Source organism: Candidatus Accumulibacter necessarius (assembly GCF_036625085.1).
Genome location: NZ_JAZKUM010000001.1, coordinates 226,929 through 246,558 on the forward strand (window position 1 = coordinate 226,929; position 19,630 = coordinate 246,558).

Annotated in this window: 15 protein-coding genes and 4 pseudogenes; all 19 read left to right on the forward strand. The window is 55.9% G+C overall.

Annotation, left to right across the window (positions count from 1 at the left end):
- The first annotated feature begins 26 nt into the window (after window positions 1–26).
- A complete protein-coding gene (locus V5B44_RS01210) occupies window positions 27–1,382 on the forward strand; it encodes a hypothetical protein (RefSeq protein ID WP_332357302.1) in 1,356 nt (451 codons plus the stop codon).
- Between the two features lies 1 nt (window position 1,383).
- The gene (locus V5B44_RS01215; RefSeq protein WP_332357303.1) at window positions 1,384–2,346 is read left to right on the forward strand and encodes a glycosyltransferase family 2 protein; all 963 of its coding nucleotides are present in this window, start codon (window positions 1,384–1,386) and stop codon (window positions 2,344–2,346) included.
- Complete coding sequence (locus tag V5B44_RS01220) at window positions 2,346–3,608, forward strand: O-antigen ligase family protein (RefSeq protein WP_332357304.1); 1,263 nt, start codon at window positions 2,346–2,348, stop codon at window positions 3,606–3,608. Before V5B44_RS01215 ends, V5B44_RS01220 begins: the two co-directional genes overlap by 1 nt.
- A gap of 22 nt (window positions 3,609–3,630) precedes the next feature.
- On the forward strand, window positions 3,631–4,413 hold the full coding sequence (locus V5B44_RS01225; protein ID WP_332357305.1) for a glycosyltransferase family 2 protein: 783 nt from the start codon (window positions 3,631–3,633) through the stop codon (window positions 4,411–4,413).
- Window positions 4,414–5,760 carry a hypothetical protein gene (locus V5B44_RS01230; RefSeq protein WP_332357306.1) on the forward strand — a complete coding sequence of 449 codons (1,347 nt, stop codon included), beginning with the start codon at window positions 4,414–4,416 and terminating at the stop codon, window positions 5,758–5,760.
- Between the two features lie 26 nt (window positions 5,761–5,786).
- Window positions 5,787–6,419, forward strand: a complete 633-nt coding sequence (locus V5B44_RS01235) for a class I SAM-dependent methyltransferase (RefSeq protein WP_332357307.1) — start codon at window positions 5,787–5,789, stop codon at window positions 6,417–6,419.
- Between the two features lie 29 nt (window positions 6,420–6,448).
- A complete protein-coding gene (locus V5B44_RS01240; RefSeq protein WP_332357308.1) occupies window positions 6,449–7,822 on the forward strand; it encodes a phosphotransferase in 1,374 nt (457 codons plus the stop codon).
- Window positions 7,819–9,081, forward strand: coding sequence for a glycosyltransferase family 4 protein (locus V5B44_RS01245; RefSeq protein WP_332357309.1), 1,263 nt, complete (start codon window positions 7,819–7,821; stop codon window positions 9,079–9,081). The genes V5B44_RS01240 and V5B44_RS01245 overlap by 4 nt, the downstream gene beginning before the upstream one ends.
- Window positions 9,078–9,725, forward strand: a complete 648-nt coding sequence (locus V5B44_RS01250) for a glycosyltransferase (protein ID WP_332357310.1) — start codon at window positions 9,078–9,080, stop codon at window positions 9,723–9,725. Before V5B44_RS01245 ends, V5B44_RS01250 begins: the two co-directional genes overlap by 4 nt.
- Window positions 9,700–10,068: pseudogene (locus V5B44_RS26525) on the forward strand (glycosyltransferase); the annotation flags it as partial. The gene V5B44_RS01250 and the pseudogene V5B44_RS26525, both read left to right, overlap by 26 nt.
- Before the next feature lie 210 nt (window positions 10,069–10,278).
- Window positions 10,279–11,039: pseudogene (locus V5B44_RS26530) on the forward strand (WecB/TagA/CpsF family glycosyltransferase).
- A 298-nt stretch (window positions 11,040–11,337) separates the two neighbouring features.
- Window positions 11,338–12,305, forward strand: a pseudogene (locus tag V5B44_RS01260) (NAD-dependent epimerase).
- 18 nt (window positions 12,306–12,323) lie between these two features.
- On the forward strand, window positions 12,324–13,652 hold the full coding sequence (locus V5B44_RS01265; protein ID WP_332357311.1) for a UDP-glucose dehydrogenase family protein: 1,329 nt from the start codon (window positions 12,324–12,326) through the stop codon (window positions 13,650–13,652).
- A gap of 704 nt (window positions 13,653–14,356) precedes the next feature.
- Window positions 14,357–14,605, forward strand: a complete 249-nt coding sequence (locus tag V5B44_RS01270; protein ID WP_332357312.1) for a FitA-like ribbon-helix-helix domain-containing protein — start codon at window positions 14,357–14,359, stop codon at window positions 14,603–14,605.
- Window positions 14,602–15,021 (forward strand): type II toxin-antitoxin system VapC family toxin, encoded by a 420-nt coding sequence (locus V5B44_RS01275; protein ID WP_332357313.1) that lies wholly within the window; start codon window positions 14,602–14,604, stop codon window positions 15,019–15,021. Before V5B44_RS01270 ends, V5B44_RS01275 begins: the two co-directional genes overlap by 4 nt.
- A gap of 982 nt (window positions 15,022–16,003) precedes the next feature.
- Window positions 16,004–16,381, forward strand: a complete 378-nt coding sequence (locus V5B44_RS01280) for a hypothetical protein (protein ID WP_332357314.1) — start codon at window positions 16,004–16,006, stop codon at window positions 16,379–16,381.
- Window positions 16,378–17,853 (forward strand): IS21 family transposase, encoded by a 1,476-nt coding sequence (gene istA / locus V5B44_RS01285; RefSeq protein ID WP_332357315.1) that lies wholly within the window; start codon window positions 16,378–16,380, stop codon window positions 17,851–17,853. The genes V5B44_RS01280 and istA overlap by 4 nt, the downstream gene beginning before the upstream one ends.
- Complete coding sequence (gene istB, locus V5B44_RS01290) at window positions 17,850–18,593, forward strand: IS21-like element helper ATPase IstB (protein ID WP_332357316.1); 744 nt, start codon at window positions 17,850–17,852, stop codon at window positions 18,591–18,593. The genes istA and istB overlap by 4 nt, the downstream gene beginning before the upstream one ends.
- A 224-nt stretch (window positions 18,594–18,817) precedes the next feature.
- A pseudogene (locus V5B44_RS01295) lies at window positions 18,818–19,414 on the forward strand (UDP binding domain-containing protein); the annotation flags it as partial.
- Between the last annotated feature and the right edge of the window lie 216 nt (window positions 19,415–19,630).

The window sequence follows — 19,630 nt, forward strand, 5'->3', positions numbered from 1 at the left end:
AAATGTATAAAAATATGGGAAGGTAGATGTTTGAAAAAATTAAAAAAGCGGGCTTACAAATACTAACCAGAAATGTAATTGGCATCATGCTGTCGATGATTTCCGTATATCTAATACTCAAGTATGTCAGTGCTGTTGAATATGCGGCAGTAGCGGCGCCTCAATTGATATTCTTCTATGCGGTAAATATTGGCATGCTCGGACAGGATGTACTGATATTGAAGTCGGGGAAAGAAGGGCCGGGCGAGCAAGTTGGTCTTATGTATCAGATTGCTGTTGTAGGCTCACTATTGACAATAAGTATTGCTAGCCTTGTACTGATTTACTACCTTGGCATTTCAAATGTAATCGTTTATTTGTTTGCGGGGTCATACCTTATAAAAGTTCTGTCTACGATACTAAATGCGTGCAAGGAGTCAAAACTTGATGTCTCATTGCAGATGAAGATGGAGGTAATTGGGCAAGTTGTTTATATAATCTCACTGGTAATATTGTTAGTTACTTTTGAAAAAGGTGTCTTTGGGATTGCGGCTGGGGTTTTTATCTCTAATTTGATAGTTTATATTGGAATAAAAAAGGGGAGCGTTATCAAGTACCATTGTGATTGGAGATGGCATGGTGCGGTAACATTGATCAAGACTGGGGCGCAGATTCAGTATAACTCATGGATATGGCAGTTCAGGGAGGCTATGATACCTGTCATATTAAAGGCTAACGGGCAAGATGAGCTGCTGGGTAGTTATGGCCTTGCTAATCAAGTAATTCAGAAATTGGGTTTTTTGCGCCAGATTGTCTGGAGATTAGCTATACCTGCCTTGTCCGGTATGGATAGAGGCGACAAACGTGACAGTGTTATAGCTCGGGCGAGCGAGTTGAATACTCTTGGAATGGCTGTGATATATATGGGTTTGGGACTTTTGTTGCCGTACTTGGCTGCAACCTATGGTAGAGACTGGTCAATGGTGTCGGTGGCCTACCTGTCGTTGGTTGTGCATTTATTACTAAATACAGTATTCACGCTATATTGTGCAGCATTTATTTCTGATTTGAAGCTGAAAGAGCTTATGGTTTTTCATAGTTCATTTGTAATGTTAAACGTGTTGGGACTTTATTATGGTTCCGCATACTTTGGGAGTTTTCAAATTGTAGCTGCAGAGTTATTATCAGGCTTGGCTTATGTGTACTTGTATGTGCGAATAAGGAAAAACTATACAAGTGTTTCAATGGGTGTTGCGCTGCTTTATTTTATTAGTGCGATGTTATCAATTTCTCTTGGCGTTATTGGTTGGTACCGAGCATCTGTCGCGGTGTTTGTTATGTTTGTGCTGATTGATCCCAACGTCAGGAGCAGCATTAAATTATTGAGCAAGAGGTGTCAATAGAATGTCAGATAATGTTTTAGTTTCTATCATAACCCCGTCATACAACAGGCTTAAATATATAAAAAATTGCGTTCGCTCAATACGGGAGCAAACATATAAAAATATAGAGCATATTGTTATCGATGGGGGTTCAAGTGACGGTACTCTAGAATATTTGGAAAGTCTATCAGGGAAGCCGGGGTTTCGATATGTATCAGAGCGTGATGATGGAATGTATGATGCAATAAACAAAGGATTGAGATTGGCGGTTGGTCAGGTTATTGCATACCTAAATACCGATGACAGATACTTTCCTTGGACAGTGCAAGTTGCGTTGGAGCAGATGAAAGATAAGGGCGCAGATGTTATTTTCGGGGATTTGTGCATAGTTGTTAATAATTCCGATTCCAGTAAGTGGTACTTGCAATTTTATCCTGAATTCAAAATGAATTATTACGTCAATTATTCGACAATTGCCCAGCCAACTGTGTTTTTGCAAAGGGATATTGTTGAAAAGTTGGGTGGATTTGGTGGCGGATTCAAGTTGATTGCGGATTGCGATTATTGGTTAAAATGCGCCCAAAGTGGGGCGCTAATATCTCATGTTGATGAAGTGCTGGCTTTGCAAATTGATCATGGAGAAACTCTTAGAGAAAAGCATTCAGAACTCCTCTCCAGTGAATTTGATAGATTAATAGAAAAGTATAACAAGAGTGGGTACAAATATAGCCCTTTTAAGAGAAGAGTAGTAAATGCGATAGTTTCAAGACTTGGAAAAATTAGGTATTTGGCAGCCATTTCATATAATTCTGGCAAGTCAGGGAGACATAAAAGGTTTATTAGCTGGTTAGGTCGTGATAGTTTATCCTTGCTTGGCATTCTAAAAGATATTTTCGCTGTCGTTTTTCCCGGTCGCGTGTCATTCATCGCCACAACTGTGGTTGGTGGCCGAAAATTACCTGATAAGATTAAAGAATTATCATAATGAGCACTTCGTTAAGATCCAAACAAGTATTTGCAAATTCAGTAAATATGGGCTTTCTCTATATTTTGCTTGCTTTTTTTATGGTGCCACCTGGTTATATTGCGATTATTATTCCAGGTTTAAGTGTATTTGGGCTGTCTTTATTTCTGGTTCTCATTTTGCTAGCGATGGTCGTAACCTCCGGAAGATTAAAAAGAATCGACAATACTTATCCCTTTTTATTCCTTCTCTTGCTAACTGCTTATCTTGTATATCCAAAATATGGGGATGTCTTTAGTGTAGGGTCACGGGGCCGTGAAACAATTGCAATCCTAGTCTTGTCATTTGTTGTTTCGGTGCTGGGCCAACAGTTGGTGCTTTTGGCTTCAAGGCCATTTCGTCTAGCCTCTTGGCTCAGAAGATCGGTAATTATTGCGGGTGTTCTTACTGCAATAATAATTCTTCTGGAGGATTGGGGAATTATTGACGACATTGATGGAGCTATGGCTTATGCTGGGTTTGGTAGTAGAGTGCATGCTGGTATATATACCGCCTTTGTAATGTTCTTGGCACTGATCGAACTGAAGTTCTTGAAGGGTGAACGCTGGTTACTCGCCCGTCTGATTTTGATGATATTCATCGCATTTCTGGCTTTTGCAAGTGTGATGTCGCTATCTAGAAATGCATGGGGTGTATTATTGCTTGCCTTTATTGTTTTCTATTATCATAGGCGTTCATGGGTTGGATTGATACGTCTAATGATTATTCCTGTGCTTTTATATTCGGTAATTCTGTTATATGCACCCGCCTCACAAAGGCTGGAAACTGAAGATTTCACAACGGGTAGGATGGTGTTATGGCTGCAATTGCTACCCAGTACATTTGACGAGCTGGTAATTGGTAGGGGTGTGGGTTATATGTGGTCCTTGACTGGATATGATATAAACAAATATGGTGGATATTCTTCAGAGTTTAATGAATCAATATACGCCCACAATGACTATCTATTTCTAGTTGCTGAGCTTGGACTTTTGGGTTTAATTATTTGGCTATTTATTATATACAGGGCTTTAAAATTGGGCCATGAATTAATGAGCGCGAAGTATGCTGCTGTACCAATTATACAGGAACAAGGACGATTGTTGCTATTTCTTGGGCTGATGATCGCATTTGTATCTGCTTTCGACACTTTGATATTCGGCCTGAGAAACTTCATGTTTGTTATATTCTTTGCTTCTGTTTCAATTGGCCTTGCTAGAAGACTGTTGGGCTCAAATTGTTAAATACAAGTTTTCGGTGAGGATAATGAAAATTTCGGTGGTAACGCCATCATATAATCAGGGCTTGTTTATTAAAAAATGTATCGAATCAGTGAGGCGCGAATCCAATTTTGCGCATGTTGAGCATATTGTCCTCGATAACTGTTCAATGGATAATACGGTGCATGAATTGCAGGTCTACCAGAGAACGCCCGGACGCGTTGATTTGAAAGTGTTTGTAGAGAAAGATGGGGGGCAAACTGCGGCTATCAACAAAGGCTTCAGTCTTGCATGTGGCGATATTGTTTGTTGGCTCAATACGGATGAGTGGTTTCATGAAGGTGCGCTTAAGCGTGTTTTGGCATTCTTTTCGAATAATCCAGAAGTCGATGTTGTATTTGGTGATTGCGATTTTGTTGACTCAAATGGTGTATTGGTTAAAAAAAAGCACGAGTATTTCTTTTCGTGTTCTATGCTGATTTATTATGGTTGTTTTATACCAAGTTGCGCTACTTTCGTTCGACGACGCGTAATTGAAGAGGGCGTGTTCCTGGACTCTGAGTTCAAGGTAACTATGGATTTGGACTGGTATGTCAGGATGGCTAAAGCAGGTTACAGATTTGCCCACTTGCCCATTTCGCTTGCTTCGTTCACTTGGCATGAAGCAAATATTAGTTCTATATTTGTTGGGCGACGGTTATTGGAAAGGCGGATGGTTCAAGACAGATATAGTGGTGTAGGTGGGCCTGCGTGGTTCAGGACCCTTTTTTATGGCGTCATGCGCTATTTCTGGCTTGCTCTTCGTGTGATACGGCGAAGGTTGGCCTAAGTGACAGAACGCGCACCCGAAGAAACATTTCTCCAGATACTCTTCGATCGCTTGAATGCATCAGGCATTCGTTATGCTGTAATGCGCAACCATGAGCCATTGCCTTACAGTTCCGGTGGCAGCGATCTGGACATCATAATTCACCCTAGTCACGGGACGCGTACCCGGGCACTCGTGCTGGAGTCCATTCATTCCGCTGGCGGCGTTCCCATCGGCATCGCGGTGTCCGTTGGTTTTTTCAAGGTGTATGCGCTTGGCAAGTCCGGTGATGCAACGGCCCCGTGGTGGGGCCTGAGATTGGATATCAACATCGGACTTTATTACCGCGGACAGCGTTTGCTGGATGAGAGCGTTGAGTGGCCTCTTATTTACCATAACACGATCCCGGTTTTGGCAGATGGTTTTGCGGGGGTGCTGGGGGTGCTGAAGGAAGCCCTAAACAACGATACATTCGCGGTCCGGTATGCGGCAGCAGCACGCGGGGCGGCACATGAACACTGGCCTCAAATTGAAGCTTTACTGGCGCCCATGGGAATGAGCGCGCTCACCAGGTTACGCGCCATGCTTCTTTCGGATGCACCTCCCGAAGAACTGCGGGGTGAATGCCGGAGGTTGAGGCAGCATGTTATTCATCATACGTTTGCCCATCAAGGACTACTGTCGTTTTGGCAGCGTGCATCCTACGAGTGGACCAAGGTGCGCCGGTACTTGAAGCCTTCGGGCGTGGTGATTGCGATCCTGGGAGTTGATGGCGCTGGTAAATCCACGTTGATCGACGCCATCCTGCCCATTCTGAATGCAGCAACACACAATGCCGTGGTTGTTCAACACCTACGCCCCACCTTGCTACCCCCGCTTGCGCGATTGAAAGGCAAGAAAAGGTTGCCACCCGGCCCGGTGTTGGAGCCCCATGGCTCGACGCCATCCGGCACGTTGGGTTCCCTGTTTCGCCTGGTTTATCTCACCATCGACTACCTGATCGGCTATTGGCTTTGGACACGGCCACAGGTTGCTAAACAACCCACGGTGGTGATTTTTGATCGCTACGCGTACGACATGGCTTTGGATCAGCGCCGCTTCCGTATCCGGTTGCCGAGTAGGGTGGCGTGGTGGTTCGCTGCTCTGGTGCCCAAACCCGACCTGATTATTTGTCTCCATGGCAACCCCGAGGTGATCGTCGCACGTAAGCAGGAATTATCACTGGAAGAAACCCGGCGGCAGTTGCTTACACTGGTTGACTTTGCAAGACGTCAACCAGGAGCCGTTCTGGTTTCGACCGAGGGGACAGTAGAGCAGGCACGTGATGAAGTACTAAACGCAATAAGACTTCGGGCAACTTCTTCTTGACGAGAATTCACAACAAGGATGGCTGTATGGACAAACAATATGAAGGATACGCAGCATCTAGATTGGATGGCGACTTCGGGGAGATGTCTTCTTGGAGGTTTGTCTATCCGTACCTCAAAAACAAGCGTGTTCTTGATGTCGGGTGCTCGGATGGTTTGTATCTGAAATATATGGCTGATGGCTCTAAAGGTATCGAGCAAGTCTCGTCCCTGGCAGAAGCTGGTAAAAACAGGGGTCTAAATATCATTAATGGCGATGTTCTCGGTTCTATTGCGGAATTGTCAGATGGCGAATTTGAGGGTGCATTATTTTCACATGTGATGGAACATGTTGACTCGCCTATTTTGTTGTTAAGGAATATTCAACGCGTTCTGGAACCGGGTGGCACGCTTGTCTTGGGTTTGCCCATTGAGAGAAATGTATTCCGCGATCTACTAAGGCTGGATTATTTTAACGGCACTCACATTTATGCTTTTAGTGTACGAAATGCGCGTAGATTGCTGGAAGAGACCGGGTTTAAAATTGACAAAATTTTTTTTCACTTGCCCAAATGTAGAGGCCCAGTAGGTCATACTATCGAGAGATTTTGGAATCTTGCAGGCTGGCCACTTCGTGAGTATTTTTCCATGGCGTACTGGATTGTCGCGAAAAAGATGTGACGGAATAGGTTATATTTTTTGTAATTCTGATGTCGCTATTTGAACTGGATTTCCGCTTCGGTTGGCGGTGGTTGCTGCCCGTTGCTGCGGGCAGCCGCTTGTATCTTTATGGTTTTTCAAACGAAGAAGTGCGGTTCTGGCGGGGAGTGTTACCGGTTTCTGAGTGCAATGCTGATACTGGCAGCGCTAAGGTGGTTCTGGTGGATGGTGTGCGCAGCAACGGGAAAATCACCCTTTCGCCAAGTGATATTCGAGCGGTATCTGTGGTCGCTATGATTGCTGGGCGGGCGCAAGCCAATCACTGGCGCTCAATCTTGCGCGAAGCCTATCCGCAGGTACGAGAGTACGGTTTGTTGCCGTCCGGGAATCCACGTGTTGTTGTGCCACTGACCTCCGCTCGTCATGCGGTCATGGCTTTGAGCCTCCATCGGCCCGGGAGACGGGTTGCGCGTTTGGGGGTGATGCTTGCGCGCACGTTGGCACGGTTCGGTTATCTGGATCTGCTGCGCGGCCGTGTTCTTCTGATCGCCACAAAGTCCCCCGGCTTTGTCCCTCATGGTGCGGTGCTGGCGGGTGTGCCTGAACGCGTTGGCCGCCAGGTTACCGATTACGCCCTGTATCTGGGCACGCCGGATGACAACCGTAAGACCGTTATAATGCCGCTGGGCGACGAACTCCCAAGCGTCATCCTCAAAGTGGCAGAAACTCCGAGGGCTTGCGCTTCACTCAACAATGAAGCCGCGGCCTTATCAGCATTATCAGACTCCCTCATTTCGAGTTTTGTGCCACGGTTGGTTGATGTGGTCACGTCAGATGCCGGGGTAACGCTTCATCAGGAATACCGACCGCGCCTGCGGGTATCTGCGCGTAAATTTGACCAATCCGTGGCCGATTTTCTTGGGCAACTGGCTTTAGTGGAGCTAGTAACGGTGCCGTTGGCGCACTATCTGGCACATGTTTCGGAATCTATGAATGAAACCTTGCCAGGCCAGGTGCTCCGTGCCTGCCGGGATTTGCACGATCGCCTTCAAAATCTGGGGGAGTCAGGTCAGGCCATTAATCTTCACCGTACTCATGGCGATTTTGCCCCCTGGAATTGCGCCTGGACTGACGAGGGGCTATTTGTATTTGATTGGGAGGCAAGCGAGGCGCGGGGCCTGGCCTTGAGCGACGCGTTTTATTACGCGATAGCCCCGGCGTTGTTGGTACAAAGTGATGCCAAAGCTGAATCAACTTTGGCGAAGGCGTTGCATGTGGGTGAAATGTTGGCAGTGAAAATGGCTAACGACAGCGGGGTTCAGCCTGATGCACGGCTTTATCTTGCGCTTTGGTTGTTAGGCCGCCATGACAAGGCTGGGCTTTACGGAGAATTGTTGGTGTTGCTGGCAAGGAGTTGGCGGTGAGCAGGCGCTTGAAGGTGTTGGTTTCGGCTTATGCGTGCAGCCCGTACAAGGGGTCGGAGCCCGGCGTTGGGTGGGGATTTGTGTCAGCCCTGGCCCAGCATCATGATTTGTGGGTGCTGGTGGAGGAAGAGAAATTCCGCGCGGACATTGAGCGTTACCTGGCCCAACACCCGGAATTTGCTAGGAATGTGCATTTCCATTTTCTGTGCAAACAGCGCAATCGTTGGCTGCGCAAGTTGTGGCCGCCGTCCTATTACTGGTATTACCGTCGTTGGCATGCACAGGTCTATGATCTGGCGCGGAAACTGCATGCCGAAGTTGGGTTTGATGTGGCACACCAGTTGACCATGGTGGGGTTTCGCGAGCCTGGATATCTGTGGGCGCTGGGCATCCCCTTCGTCTGGGGCCCAGTGGGTGGTATGGGGGGGTTTCCATGGCGTTACTTGTCGCGCTTAGGTGTCTATGGCGCTTTGTATTACCTGGGCTACAACTTGCTTAACTTGTGGCAAATGAACATTTCGCGGCGACCCCGCCTCGCTGCGCGCGCGGCTGGGGCCGGGCTCATTGCCGCCACCCCAGAAAACCAGACTGGCGCGGAACGCTATTGGCGGTGTGACAGCACCTTGATGAGTGAGGTGGGTTTGCCGCAGGTAGGCTTGGCTGTGACACCCAGTGTCCGGTTGCCGGATGAGCCCTTGCGGATTGCTTGGAGCGGGCAGCATACGCCAGGTAAAGCATTGGGCTTGGGACTGGATGCCTTGGCGGCATTGCCTAGCAGCGTGCGATGGGAGTTGCATGTATTGGGCAAAGGGCCGCGTACTACGGCATGGCAGGCCCAGGCCAGTGACCTTGGCCTAAACGATCGCTGCTATTTCCATGGCTGGCTGGAGCGCGAAGCCGCGCTGAAGTTGATGGCCGAGGCGCATGTGATGCTGATTACCAGCCTGCGCGATTTGACATCCACGGTCACGATCGAGGCCATGGCGATGGGGCTGCCCATCGTCTGCCTCGATCATTGCGGGTTTGCTGGCGTGGTGGATGAGTCATGCGGCATCAAGGTGCCGGTGACCCACCCGACAGAATCCATTGCTGGCCTGTCGCAGGCGTTGCGCCGTCTAGCTGAGGATGAGCCGTTGCGCCGTCGCTTGGCCCAAGGCGCCATGCATCGCGCCCAGGACTTCACTTGGGATAGAAAGGCTGTGGTGGTCGACAAGCTTTATCGCCAGGTTATTAGTGAATCTGCGCAGGTGGTGGCGTGAAGGTTTTGCTCGTGCATAACTTTTACGGTTCCGCCGCGCCTTCCGGCGAGAACCAAGTGTTTGAGGCGGAACGAACCCTGCTGCGGGCGCGGGGTCATGAGGTCGCGGAGTTCACTCGGCACAGTGATGAGATACGCGGGCAAGGTGCCTTGGGTGCCGTGCGCGGTGGATTGGCCACGCCGTGGAACCCGTGGATGACGTGGGCGATTCGGCGAGAAGTGAACCGGCTTCAGCCCGATGTGGTGCATGTACACAATACATTTCCGTTGATTTCACCGGGTATTTTTCATGCGATTGGCGACCGTGCCGCGCGGGTGTTGACCCTCCATAATTACCGACTGTTTTGTCCGGCGGGTATTCCCATGCGGGCCGGCAAGGTTTGCACCGATTGCCTGGATGCTCGTGGCAGCCTCCCTGCCATGCGGCATGGCTGTTACCGGGGCAGCCGTGTGGCCACGGCACCGTTGGCTTTCAGTGTGTGGCTCCGACGCGCCATGGGAACCTGGCGCGATCAGGTGGATGCATTTGTTGCCTTGTCCGACTTCCAGCGAAACACTGATGGCGGATGCCGGCTTGCCCTTGGCCAAGGTGCATGTAAAGCCCAACTTCTACCCCGGTATGCCACCGGTAATTCCTTGGCGTGAACGCGGCAACTATGTGGTGTCTGCCGGCCGGTTGACGCCGGAGAAGGGTGTGGCCACGTTGCTGAGAGCCTGGCGACTGTGGGGGCCGGCTGCACCAGAACTGCGTTTGGCGGGCGATGGCGAGTTGCGCCCTCAGCTTGAGGCCATGGCCAAAGGTTTGCCCGTGCGGTTTCTCGGCCAGCTTGGTGGTGCCGCGGCCCAGGCTCAGATTGCCGGGGCGCGCTTGTTGGTGTTGCCGTCGGAATGGTTTGAGGGCTTCCCAATGGTTGTCCGCGAGGCGTTTGCCTTTGGTACCCCGGCGGCGGTTTCCAACCTGGGGCCGTTGCCCAGCATTGTTCGGCATGGGCACAGCGGCGTGGTGTTTCAGGCGGCTTCGCCTGAGTCTTTACTGCAAGAAGTGCGCGCGTCCTGGGAGGCCGATGGCTGCTTGCAACGCCTGGGTCTGGGCGCCCGGCGCGAGTTTGAAGAGAAATATACCGAAGACGCCAATTACGCCGCGTTGATGGAGATTTACGCAGCAGGCCATGGCCGTTTCGCGTGCTGGAAGGCGGCAATGAAGGAGGTTGTTCTAGGTTATGGGGTCGAAGCGCTTTCGATTGAGGCGTGCGCGGACAGCCTTTTTTCCACAGTGCAAGGGGCGGATGTTCGGCGTTGCGCCTGGCTGGCCTGCCTGAACCCCCATTCATATGCAGTTGCATTGGATGACCCAACATTTTCTCGCGCCTTGCACGCGGCGGATTGGCTGATACCCGATGGCGCTGGCGTAGTGCTGGCTTCCCGTTTGCAGGGAGGGCGTATTACCGAGCGAGTGACGGGGTCGGATGTGTTTTTTGGCTTGCACCGGCGCATGACTGCGGCGGGTGGCATGAGCGTGTTCTTTTTGGGGGCAACCGAGGAAACGCTGGCAGCGATCCGTGCACGCATGGCAGTGGATCACCCGAAATTCGGGTTGCCGGGACGTATTCGCCGCCGTTCAAGCCGGAATATTCGGCCGAGGACAATAACGCGATGATCGCGGCAATCAACGCCAGCAAAGCCGATGTTCTTTGGGTTGGCATGACGGCGCCGAAGCAGGAGAAGTGGATTTTCGAGAATCGCGCCCGGTTGAATGTGAAATTTGCAGGCGCGATCGGGGCGGTGTTCGATTTCTATACCGGGCGGGTCAAGCGTTCGCATCCGGTTTTTCAACGCCTGGGGTTGGAGTGGCTGCCAAGGCTGGTTCAGCAACCTCGAAGGCTGTGGCGGCGGATGTTTGTGTCCGCGCCGATCTTCGTGTGGCATGTGTTGAAGCAGAAGGTTGGTTTTTTTGGGTAGAGCGGCGCTCTCGGATGGTTGGGTTACGTAAGGGGGACGCGCTGGATTGCCGCGTTGGTGCCGCCGCCTCGGAATGACGGGGCCGGGGGGTTGCCGTCATTCCGAGCGAAGCGCGGCACTCCAGCCTTTTCTCATGGAATAACGGACAGGAAAAAGCGAACAGTATAGGTTACCCCCCCAATCTATCTACCTGGTCGCTGGCGGCTTCTCGCAATTGCGACACTACCTCGCATTCCCTACCGAGTTGGGAATAGCCATCGAACTTGACCTCGTCAACGGCGCGGCCGGTTTCATCGGCATGCACACCGCGCAGAGCCTCCTGCGTCGCGGTGACACGGTCGTCGGCATCGACAACCTCAACGACTACTACGACGTTCGCCTCAAGCACGCCCGCCTGGCCTGCCTGGCGGGGCAGGGCGATTTTCGCTTCATCGAGATGGACATCGCCGACCGGGCGGCGATGGCCGCGTTGTTCGCCGGCGAAGGTTTCGAGCGGGTGATCCACCTGGCCGCCCAGGCCGGCGTGCGCTACTCGCTGCTCAACCCCAACGCCTACGTCGACAGCAACCTGGTCGGCTTCGTGAACGTGCTCGAAGGCTGCCGCCAGCACGCGGTTCAGCATCTGGTCTACGCCTCGAGTTCCAGCGTCTACGGCGGCAACACGCGCATGCCCTTCGCCGAGCGTGACAACGTCGATCACCCGGTCAGCCTGTACGCCGCGACCAAGAAGGCCAACGAGCTGATGGCGCACACCTACAGCCACCTCTATCGTCTGCCGACCACCGGCCTGCGCTTCTTCACCGTGTACGGCCCGTGGGGCCGGCCGGACATGGCGCCTTTCCTGTTCACCCGGGCGATCCTCGAAGGTCGGCCGATCGACGTCTTCAACCACGGCCGCATGCAGCGCGACTTCACCTACGTGGACGACATCGTCGAAGCCGTGCTGCGGGTGAACGACCGGGTGCCGGCGCCCGATCCCCGTACACTGCCGCCAACCCCGATCCGGCGACCAGTGATGCGCCGTATCGGGTGTTCAACATCGGCAACCATCAACCGGTCCCCTTGATGGACTTCATCGGCTGCATCGAGCAGCAGCTTGGGCGCCAGGCCGAGAAGCGCCTGCTGCCGATGCAGCCGGGCGACGTGGCGGCCACTTACGCCGACACCGCCGCCCTCGAACAGTGGATCGACTTCGCGCCGGGCACGCCGCTGGCCGAAGGCATCGCGCGCTTTGTCGATTGGTATCGCCACTACTACCAGGTTTGAAAGGAAAGTTAGCATCTCATGAAAGTCACCGTTATTGGCACCGGCTATGTCGGTCTGGTCACCGGCGCCTGCCTGTCGGAAATGGGCAACCACGTGCTCTGTCTCGATGTGGACAAGCGCAAGATCGAGATCCTCAACAGCGGCGGCATCCCGATCCATGAGCCGGGTCTGGAAGAGATGGTCAAGCGCAATGCCGCCGATGGCCGGCTGCAATTCACCACCGACATCGCCGCCGCGGTGCATCACGGGACGCTGCAGTTCATCGGCGTCGGCACGCCGCCCGACGAGGACGGTTCGGCCGATCTCCAGTATGTGCTGGCCGCCGCGCGCAACATCGGCCAGCACATGACCGACTACAAGGTGATCGTCGACAAGAGCACGGTGCCTGTCGGCACCGCCGACCGGGTGCGCGCCGCGGTGCAGGTGGTGCTGGCCGAACGCGGTGTCAGCGTGGACTTCGCCGTCGTCAGCAACCCGGAGTTTCTCAAGGAAGGCGCCGCGGTCGAGGACTTCATGCGCCTAGACCGCATCCTCATCGGCGCTGACGACGAGCGCGCCAGGTTGCTGATGCGGGCGATCTACGCGCCGTTCTCACGCAACCGCGACAAGCTGCTGCTGATGGATACGCGCAGCGCCGAACTCACCAAGTACGCGGCCAACGCCATGCTGGCGACGCGCATCAGCTTCATGAACGAACTGGCGCGGCTGGCCGAGCGCGTCGGCGCCGACATCGAGCTGGTGCGCCACGGCATCGGCAGCGACCCGCGCATCGGCACCCACTTTCTCTACGCCGGTACCGGCTACGGCGGATCTTGTTTTCCCAAGGATGTCAAAGCGCTGGTCCGTACCGGCCACGAGATGGGCATCGACCTGCGCGTGCTGACTGCGGTCGAGGCGGCGAACGATAGCCAGAAGCGGGTGCTGGTCGACAAGGTCGTTGCCCGTTTTGGCGAGAATCTGCAGGGACGCAGCTTTGCCCTCTGGGGCCTGGCCTTCAAGCCGAACACCGACGACATGCGCGAAGCGCCGAGTCGGGTGATCGTGCACGAGCTGCTGCGCCGCGGCGCGGCGATCCGGGCGTACGACCCGGTGGCGATGGACGAAGCGCGGCGTGTGTTCGGCGACCTGCCGGGGCTGAGCTTCGCCAGCCACCAGGCGGACGCGCTGCGCGATGCCGATGCGCTGCTGATCGTCACCGAGTGGCGCGCGTTCAAGAGCCCGGACTTCGAGCAGATGCGGGCGCTGCTCAAAGAGCCGCTGATCTTCGACGGCCGCAACCTCTTCGACCCCGCCCTGGTCCGCAGCCTGGGGCTCGAGTATCACGCCATCGGGCGCGGGGAAGCTTAATTTCGGGGACAGTATATGTATCTTGGCAGGCTTCTGGCCGACAGTGGGCGGATTGTTGTGGGCAGTTGAGGTGATCGGGAGGATCGTCACCTCACGGTCAGTTCAAATCGCCCGATGAATCGGGCTCCTACAGCGTAATGTGGGTAGAGGCTGCTTCAAGCCACCCCAGCGCGTTGTGCCGAGAATTCGAGAATTCGGGGACAGTATATTTATCTGGGGGTGCTTCTGGCCGAAAGTCGGCGGATTGTTGCTCGCGGTCGACGTGGCCGGGAGGATTTCCTAGGAATCGGGGACAGTATATATAACTCGAAGGGGTGCACCGCCAGTTCGCCGATTGTTGTTGGGGCGTTGGCGCTGGAGGGATAGCGGACGGTGGATGGTGAGCTGTGCGAGGTTGCAATCAGGGTGCTGTCACCTAGTCACGCTCGCAATGACGGCAGGGTTCGTCATCGCGAGCCCCAATGGGGGCGTGGCGATCCAGGGTGTCGGGGATCAAGGTCTGGGGGCGAGAGGCAATAATGAACGTGGGGTGGTACGTCCAATAACCCGTCGCACCGGCGAAGGCCGGTGCTCAGTTCGTTGACTTTTCTGGATTCCGGCCTTCTTCGGAATGACGGACCCGGATTGTTGGATGTGCCCTTGCATGGTTGCTGTTGATCATGTCTATGACTAACATGCAGTCATTGCTTGTATGAGGGGGGCGTATGGCGACCATGACGATTCGCAACATCGATGACCAGCTCAAGGCAAGGTTGCGGGTACAAGCAGCCATGCACGGTCGCTCGATGGAGGACGAGGCGCGGAACATTCTGCGCACGGCGTTGTCCGCCGAGCCCGCCAGCGGGCAATCCCTGGTGGATGCAATTCGGGCCAGGATCGAGCCACTGGGTGAGGTCGATCTGGAACTGCCGGCGCGCGAGCCGATGCGCGCGGCCGTGGACTTGGGCGCATGATCGTATTGGATACCAATGTGGTGTCCGAATGCATGCGGCCGGCACCGCACGGGAGAGTGATCGGTTGGCTTGCTCTGCAGCCGCGTTCCGGGCTATTCACTACGACCGTGGTGGAAGGTGAGATTCTCTATGGGGTCCGTGTGTTACCCGATGGTGCACGCCGGGATGCGCTGCTGCTGGCTGTGCGGGCCATCTTCGCCGAGGATTTCGCCGGCCGGGTGCTCAGTTTTGACCGTGACGCGGCTGACGTCTACGCGGAGATTGCCGCAGTGAGGAAGAAGGCGGGAAAGCCCATCAGCCAGTTTGACGCGATGATTGCCGCTGTGGTCCGTTCTCGAGGGGCATGCCTGGCAACGCGCAACACCAGGGATTTCGTGGACTGCGGCATCGAATTGGTTGATCCGTGGTTGACCTGAGGTTGCAGGTTGCAGGTTGCAGGTAATTCGGGGACAGTACACATATCTCTAGGGGCTTTTGGCCGACGGTCGGCGGATCGTTGCTCGCGGTCGAGGTGACCGGGAGGATCTCCCTCTCACGGTCAGTTCTTTCTGCAAGCGTGCCGATCCACGCGCTGGGCCCTGTGAAACAAGGGACAGCCTCTCAATCGTCCCGCGAGTTCAAATCGCCCGATGAATCGGGCTCCTACAGCGTAATTTGGCGAGTCCGGGATGGGGTCAGGCGGTACTTCGCTGGTGCGCCACGGCATTGGTGTCGCCGCCGACCTGAAAGTGGTCTGAACCTGACGATTTGAATCTGGTGAAGAAGCGCCCTGTTGCCGTGCATCTTCTTCCTGCTTTTCTTATCGCCGCTGTCGCTTCTTCCGCTCCCTCCGTCTTCTTCGGTTTTCTTCGTTATTGCTTGGCAACGCCGCACCATAGCCGGGATGAATTCCTGTCGCGAGGTTCGGGATGGGTCGAGAAGCGGAGCGTAAGTGCCTGAATTGCGGTAAGTCGTTCAAACCGGACGCGCGGAACGTGCGGCACCAGCAGTATTGCTCGGCCACCTTGTGCCAAGGGGCGAGCAAGCGGGCCAGCCAGGCGCGTTGGCTGGCCAAAGCCGAGAATCGGGGCTATTTCATGGGCGCGCAAGCCGTCGCCCGGGTACAGGTGTGGCGTGCGGCACACCCGGGCTACAGCCGGCGAGGGCCGACGGGGGAGCAACCGCCCCCGAGCTCTGAAGCGTTACAAGAAGTCTTGCCGGCCCAACCCTCTGAATCCTCGATGATTTCTTGTAACGCCCCGGAACCCGTCACAGCACCGTTACAAGATGTCTTGAGCCGGCAACCGACTGTAATCATTGGGCTTATTGCCCATTTGTGGGATAGCCCGTTGCAAGAGGACATCGCGGCGATCCTCCATCGTCTGCTACAACTAGGCGAGGATATCGAAGGAGGACGCCATGAACATTCGCAAACGCTTGCTGGTTCCGGAACGTCGGCGGGAGTTGCCGGCACATTTCAGCTGGCTCGACCACCGGCTGGTGCAGGAGCATCACATCGAGCGGGCTGAGGTCAGCGCCTGGGCGCTGTATCTCTTCCTGGTCACTGTCGGTGATGCCGACGGCCTGAGCTACTACTCGGACGCCGCACTGGCGCGACGGCTGGGCCTGGATCTTTCGCGTCTGGTGCGCGCGCGCAAGGCGCTGCTGGGACTCGACCTGATCGCGTTTGAGCCGCCGCTGGTTCAGGTCCTGAGCCTGGAAACGCCGGTGCCGATCGCTGACCGCTTCGCGCATCTGCGGGCGGTACTGCAGGGATCGACGGGAGCGCAGCCATGATCGATTACGCCACCTGGTGTGCCATCCGCGACGGTGCGGCCCGTCATCTCACCCCCGCGCAACTGGCCGAGGAACTGGGTCTCGATATCAAGACTGTCCGGCGCTGGATCGACCGGCCGTATGCCCCTCGGCAAACCGCCAGACGTGCAAGTCAGCTCGATCCGTTCAAGGGCCGCATCGTGCGCTGGCTGGAAGCGCACCCCTTATCCGCCCAGCAGGTCTTTCAGCGCTTGGGCGAGGAAGGGTTCGCCGGCGGGATCAGCATCGTCAAGGACTACGTGCGCCTGGTTCGCCCGCGTCCACGCGAAGCGTTTCTGACGCTCTCCTTCGCCCCCGGCGAATGTGCACAAGCCGATTGGGGCGAGTTCGGCACCTTGGCAGTGGGTTCGGCCCAGCGTCGCCTGTCGTTCTTTGTCATGGTCCTCGCCTATAGCCGACAGTTGTACGTCGAGTTCAGCCTGGCGCAGACGATGGAGTTCTTCCTCGGGGCGCAGATCAATGCCTTCAACGCCTTTGGCGGTGTCCCGAAGAAAGTGATGATCGACAACCTGCGCTGCGGGGTTGTGCAGCACCGGCGCGGCGAGCCGCCGGTGTTCAACCCGCGCTATCTGGATTTCGCCCGCCACTACGGCTTCGAGATCGTTGCCTGCAATGTTTGCCGAGGCAATGAGAAGGGGCGTGCCGAACGCGGCGTGGGGTACGTCAAGCATAATTTCCTGCAAGGCCGCGAACTGCCCGAGTTCGCGGCGCTCAACTCGGCGGCGGCGCTGTGGCTGGAGACGGTGGCGAATGTGCGCGTGCATGGGGAGACGCATCGCCGTCCGGTCGATCTGTGGACCGAGGAACGCGCCTTCCTGCAGGCGGTGAATCCGCGTCCCTTTGATGTCGGAAGGGTGATGACGGCGCGCGCCGATCGCCAGTTCCGGGTGACCTTCGAGGGCAATCGTTATTCGGTGCCGGCGCGCTTTGCCGGTTGTCCCGTGGTGCTCAAGGCGTATCCGGATCGACTCTGCGTTTATCGCGAGGAGCAGTTGATCGCACGGCATGCCCGCTGCTTCGATCGCCATCAGGAGCAGGCGGACCCGGATCATGCCAAGCCCCTGCTTGCGCAGCGCCGACATGCGCGGGCGCAACACGCGCTGACGCGCTTTCTGGCGCTATCCGCCGAAGCCAGGGCGTATCACGCCGGTTTGCTCGAACGGCGGGCTCATGCCGACGCGCACGTGCAGAAGATTCTGGCGCTGCTCGAGATCCACGGGGAAGCACCGGTGCTGCGGGCAATCGCCGATGCGCTGGCTTTCCAGGCGTTTAGCAGCGAGTACATCGCGCACCTGGTCGAGGCTCGCCAGCGCCAGTTGCCGGAAGCGAGCCCACTGCACTTGACACGCCGGCAGGACTTGCTGGACCTTGAATTGCCACCGCCCGACTTGTCGCGCTATCCGGTCCCGCCGCTCGATGGAAGTCCCTCATGAAATCCGAGATCCTGCTGGAGCAGGGCCTGGCGCGCCTGCAGTTGCCGTTCTTCGCCAAACATCATGCCGCGATCAGTAGCGAGGCGGCGCAGGCAGCCTGGAGCCATGCCCGCTTTCTGGAAACGTTGGTCGTCGGGGAAGTCGCTCGTCGCGATGAGGCGCTGATCCAGCGCCGGGTGAAGGCGGCTCGCTTGCCGGGGATCAAGACGCTCGATCAGTTCGACTGGAGTTTCCCGCACAAGATCAACCGCGCCCAGATTCAGCACCTCTTTCGCTTGGGCTTCCTGAAGGAACACACCAATGTGATCCTGCTCGGCGGCGTCGGTGTCGGCAAAACGCATCTGGCAACCGCCCTGGCGCACACGGCGTGCCTGCATGGCCAGACGACGCTGTTTACCAGCGCGGTCGATATCGTCAATTCGCTGGCCGCCGTTCAACTCGCGGGGGGCATCAAGCGCGAGATGGCGCGGCTCGCGAAGCCTTCTCTCCTCGTCATCGACGAACTGGGCTACCTGCCAATCGACAAGTTCGGTGCCGATGCGCTCTTTCAGGTGATCAGTCAACGCTATGAGCGAGGCTCCATGGTCTTGACTACGAATCGAGCCTTCAAGTCCTGGCCGGAGATCTTCAATAACGACAGCTCGCTGACCTCCGCTCTCCTCGATCGCCTCCTCCATCACGCCGAAACCGTCGTCATCGAGGGGCCGAGCTATCGGATGCGTGAGCCGCTCGAACACTGAAACCGCCAGCTGCCCGGCTTGCGGGTCTCCAGGCATCCGGGCATCAAGGCTCCCAGGCCTCCAGGCATCCGGGCATCAAGGCTCCCAGGCCTCCGTGTAGCCCGCCCACCCGGATGTCTCCTCCCGCGTCGTCACCAGTTCGCCCTAATCACCCCCCTCCACCAATACAACCGCAGCCGCTTTCGTATCGTCAGTTTCGCACCACTTTCACGCCGGCGGCGACAATTGGCAGCGATCCGCGCATCGGCACGCACTTTCTCTACGCCGGCACCGGCTACGGGGGGTCGTGCTTTCCCAAGGATGTGAAGGCGCTGGTCCGCACCGGCCACGACATGGGCGTTGATCTGCGGGTGCTGACTGCGGTCGAGGCGGCGAACGATAGCCAGAAGCGGGTGCTGGTCGACAAGGTCGTCGCGCGTTTTGGCGAGAATCTGCAGGGACGCAGCTTTGCCCTCTGGGGCCTGGCCTTCAAGCCGAACACCGACGACATGCGCGAGGCGCCGAGTCGGGTGATCGTGCACGAACTGCTGCGCCGCGGCGCGGCGATCCGGGCGTACGACCCGGTGGCGATGGACGAAGCGCGGCGGGTGTTCGGTGACCTGCCAGGGCTGAGCTTCGCCAGCCACCAGGCGGACGCGCTACGCGATGCCGATGCGCTGCTGATCGTCACCGAGTGGCGCGAGTTCAAGAGCCCGGACTTCGAGCAGATGCGGGCGCTGCTCAAGCAGCCGCTGATCTTCGACGGCCGCAACCTCTTCGACCCCGCCCTGGTCCGCAGCCTGGGGCTGGAGTATCACGCCATCGGGCGCGGGGAGACGTAATTCGGGGACAGTATATTTATCTCTGGGTGCTTCTGGCCGCCAGTCGGCGGATTGTTGTGGGCAGTTGAGGTGATCGGGAGGATCGTCACCTCACGGTCAGTTCAAATCGCCCGATGAATCGGGCTCCTACAGCGTAATGTGGGGCGTGCCCGCCAAGCGCTGCCCTGAGGTTGCTTCAATCCACCCCAGCCCGTCGTGTCAGCGGGGGGTATGACC

Bases quoted from the DNA above. Each gene is read 5' to 3' on its own strand.
- V5B44_RS01210 (WP_332357302.1), top strand. From the start codon at position 27: ATGTTTGAAAAAATTAAAAAAGCGGGCTTACAAATACTAACCAGAAAT.
- V5B44_RS01215 (WP_332357303.1), top strand. From the start codon at position 1,384: ATGTCAGATAATGTTTTAGTTTCTATCATAACCCCGTCATACAACAGG.
- V5B44_RS01220 (WP_332357304.1), top strand. From the start codon at position 2,346: ATGAGCACTTCGTTAAGATCCAAACAAGTATTTGCAAATTCAGTAAAT.
- V5B44_RS01225 (WP_332357305.1), top strand. From the start codon at position 3,631: ATGAAAATTTCGGTGGTAACGCCATCATATAATCAGGGCTTGTTTATT.
- V5B44_RS01235 (WP_332357307.1), top strand. From the start codon at position 5,787: ATGGACAAACAATATGAAGGATACGCAGCATCTAGATTGGATGGCGAC.
- V5B44_RS01240 (WP_332357308.1), top strand. From the start codon at position 6,449: ATGTCGCTATTTGAACTGGATTTCCGCTTCGGTTGGCGGTGGTTGCTG.
- V5B44_RS01265 (WP_332357311.1), top strand. From the start codon at position 12,324: ATGAAAGTCACCGTTATTGGCACCGGCTATGTCGGTCTGGTCACCGGC.
- V5B44_RS01270 (WP_332357312.1), top strand. From the start codon at position 14,357: ATGGCGACCATGACGATTCGCAACATCGATGACCAGCTCAAGGCAAGG.
- V5B44_RS01275 (WP_332357313.1), top strand. From the start codon at position 14,602: ATGATCGTATTGGATACCAATGTGGTGTCCGAATGCATGCGGCCGGCA.
- V5B44_RS01280 (WP_332357314.1), top strand. From the start codon at position 16,004: ATGAACATTCGCAAACGCTTGCTGGTTCCGGAACGTCGGCGGGAGTTG.
- istA (WP_332357315.1), top strand. From the start codon at position 16,378: ATGATCGATTACGCCACCTGGTGTGCCATCCGCGACGGTGCGGCCCGT.
- istB (WP_332357316.1), top strand. From the start codon at position 17,850: ATGAAATCCGAGATCCTGCTGGAGCAGGGCCTGGCGCGCCTGCAGTTG.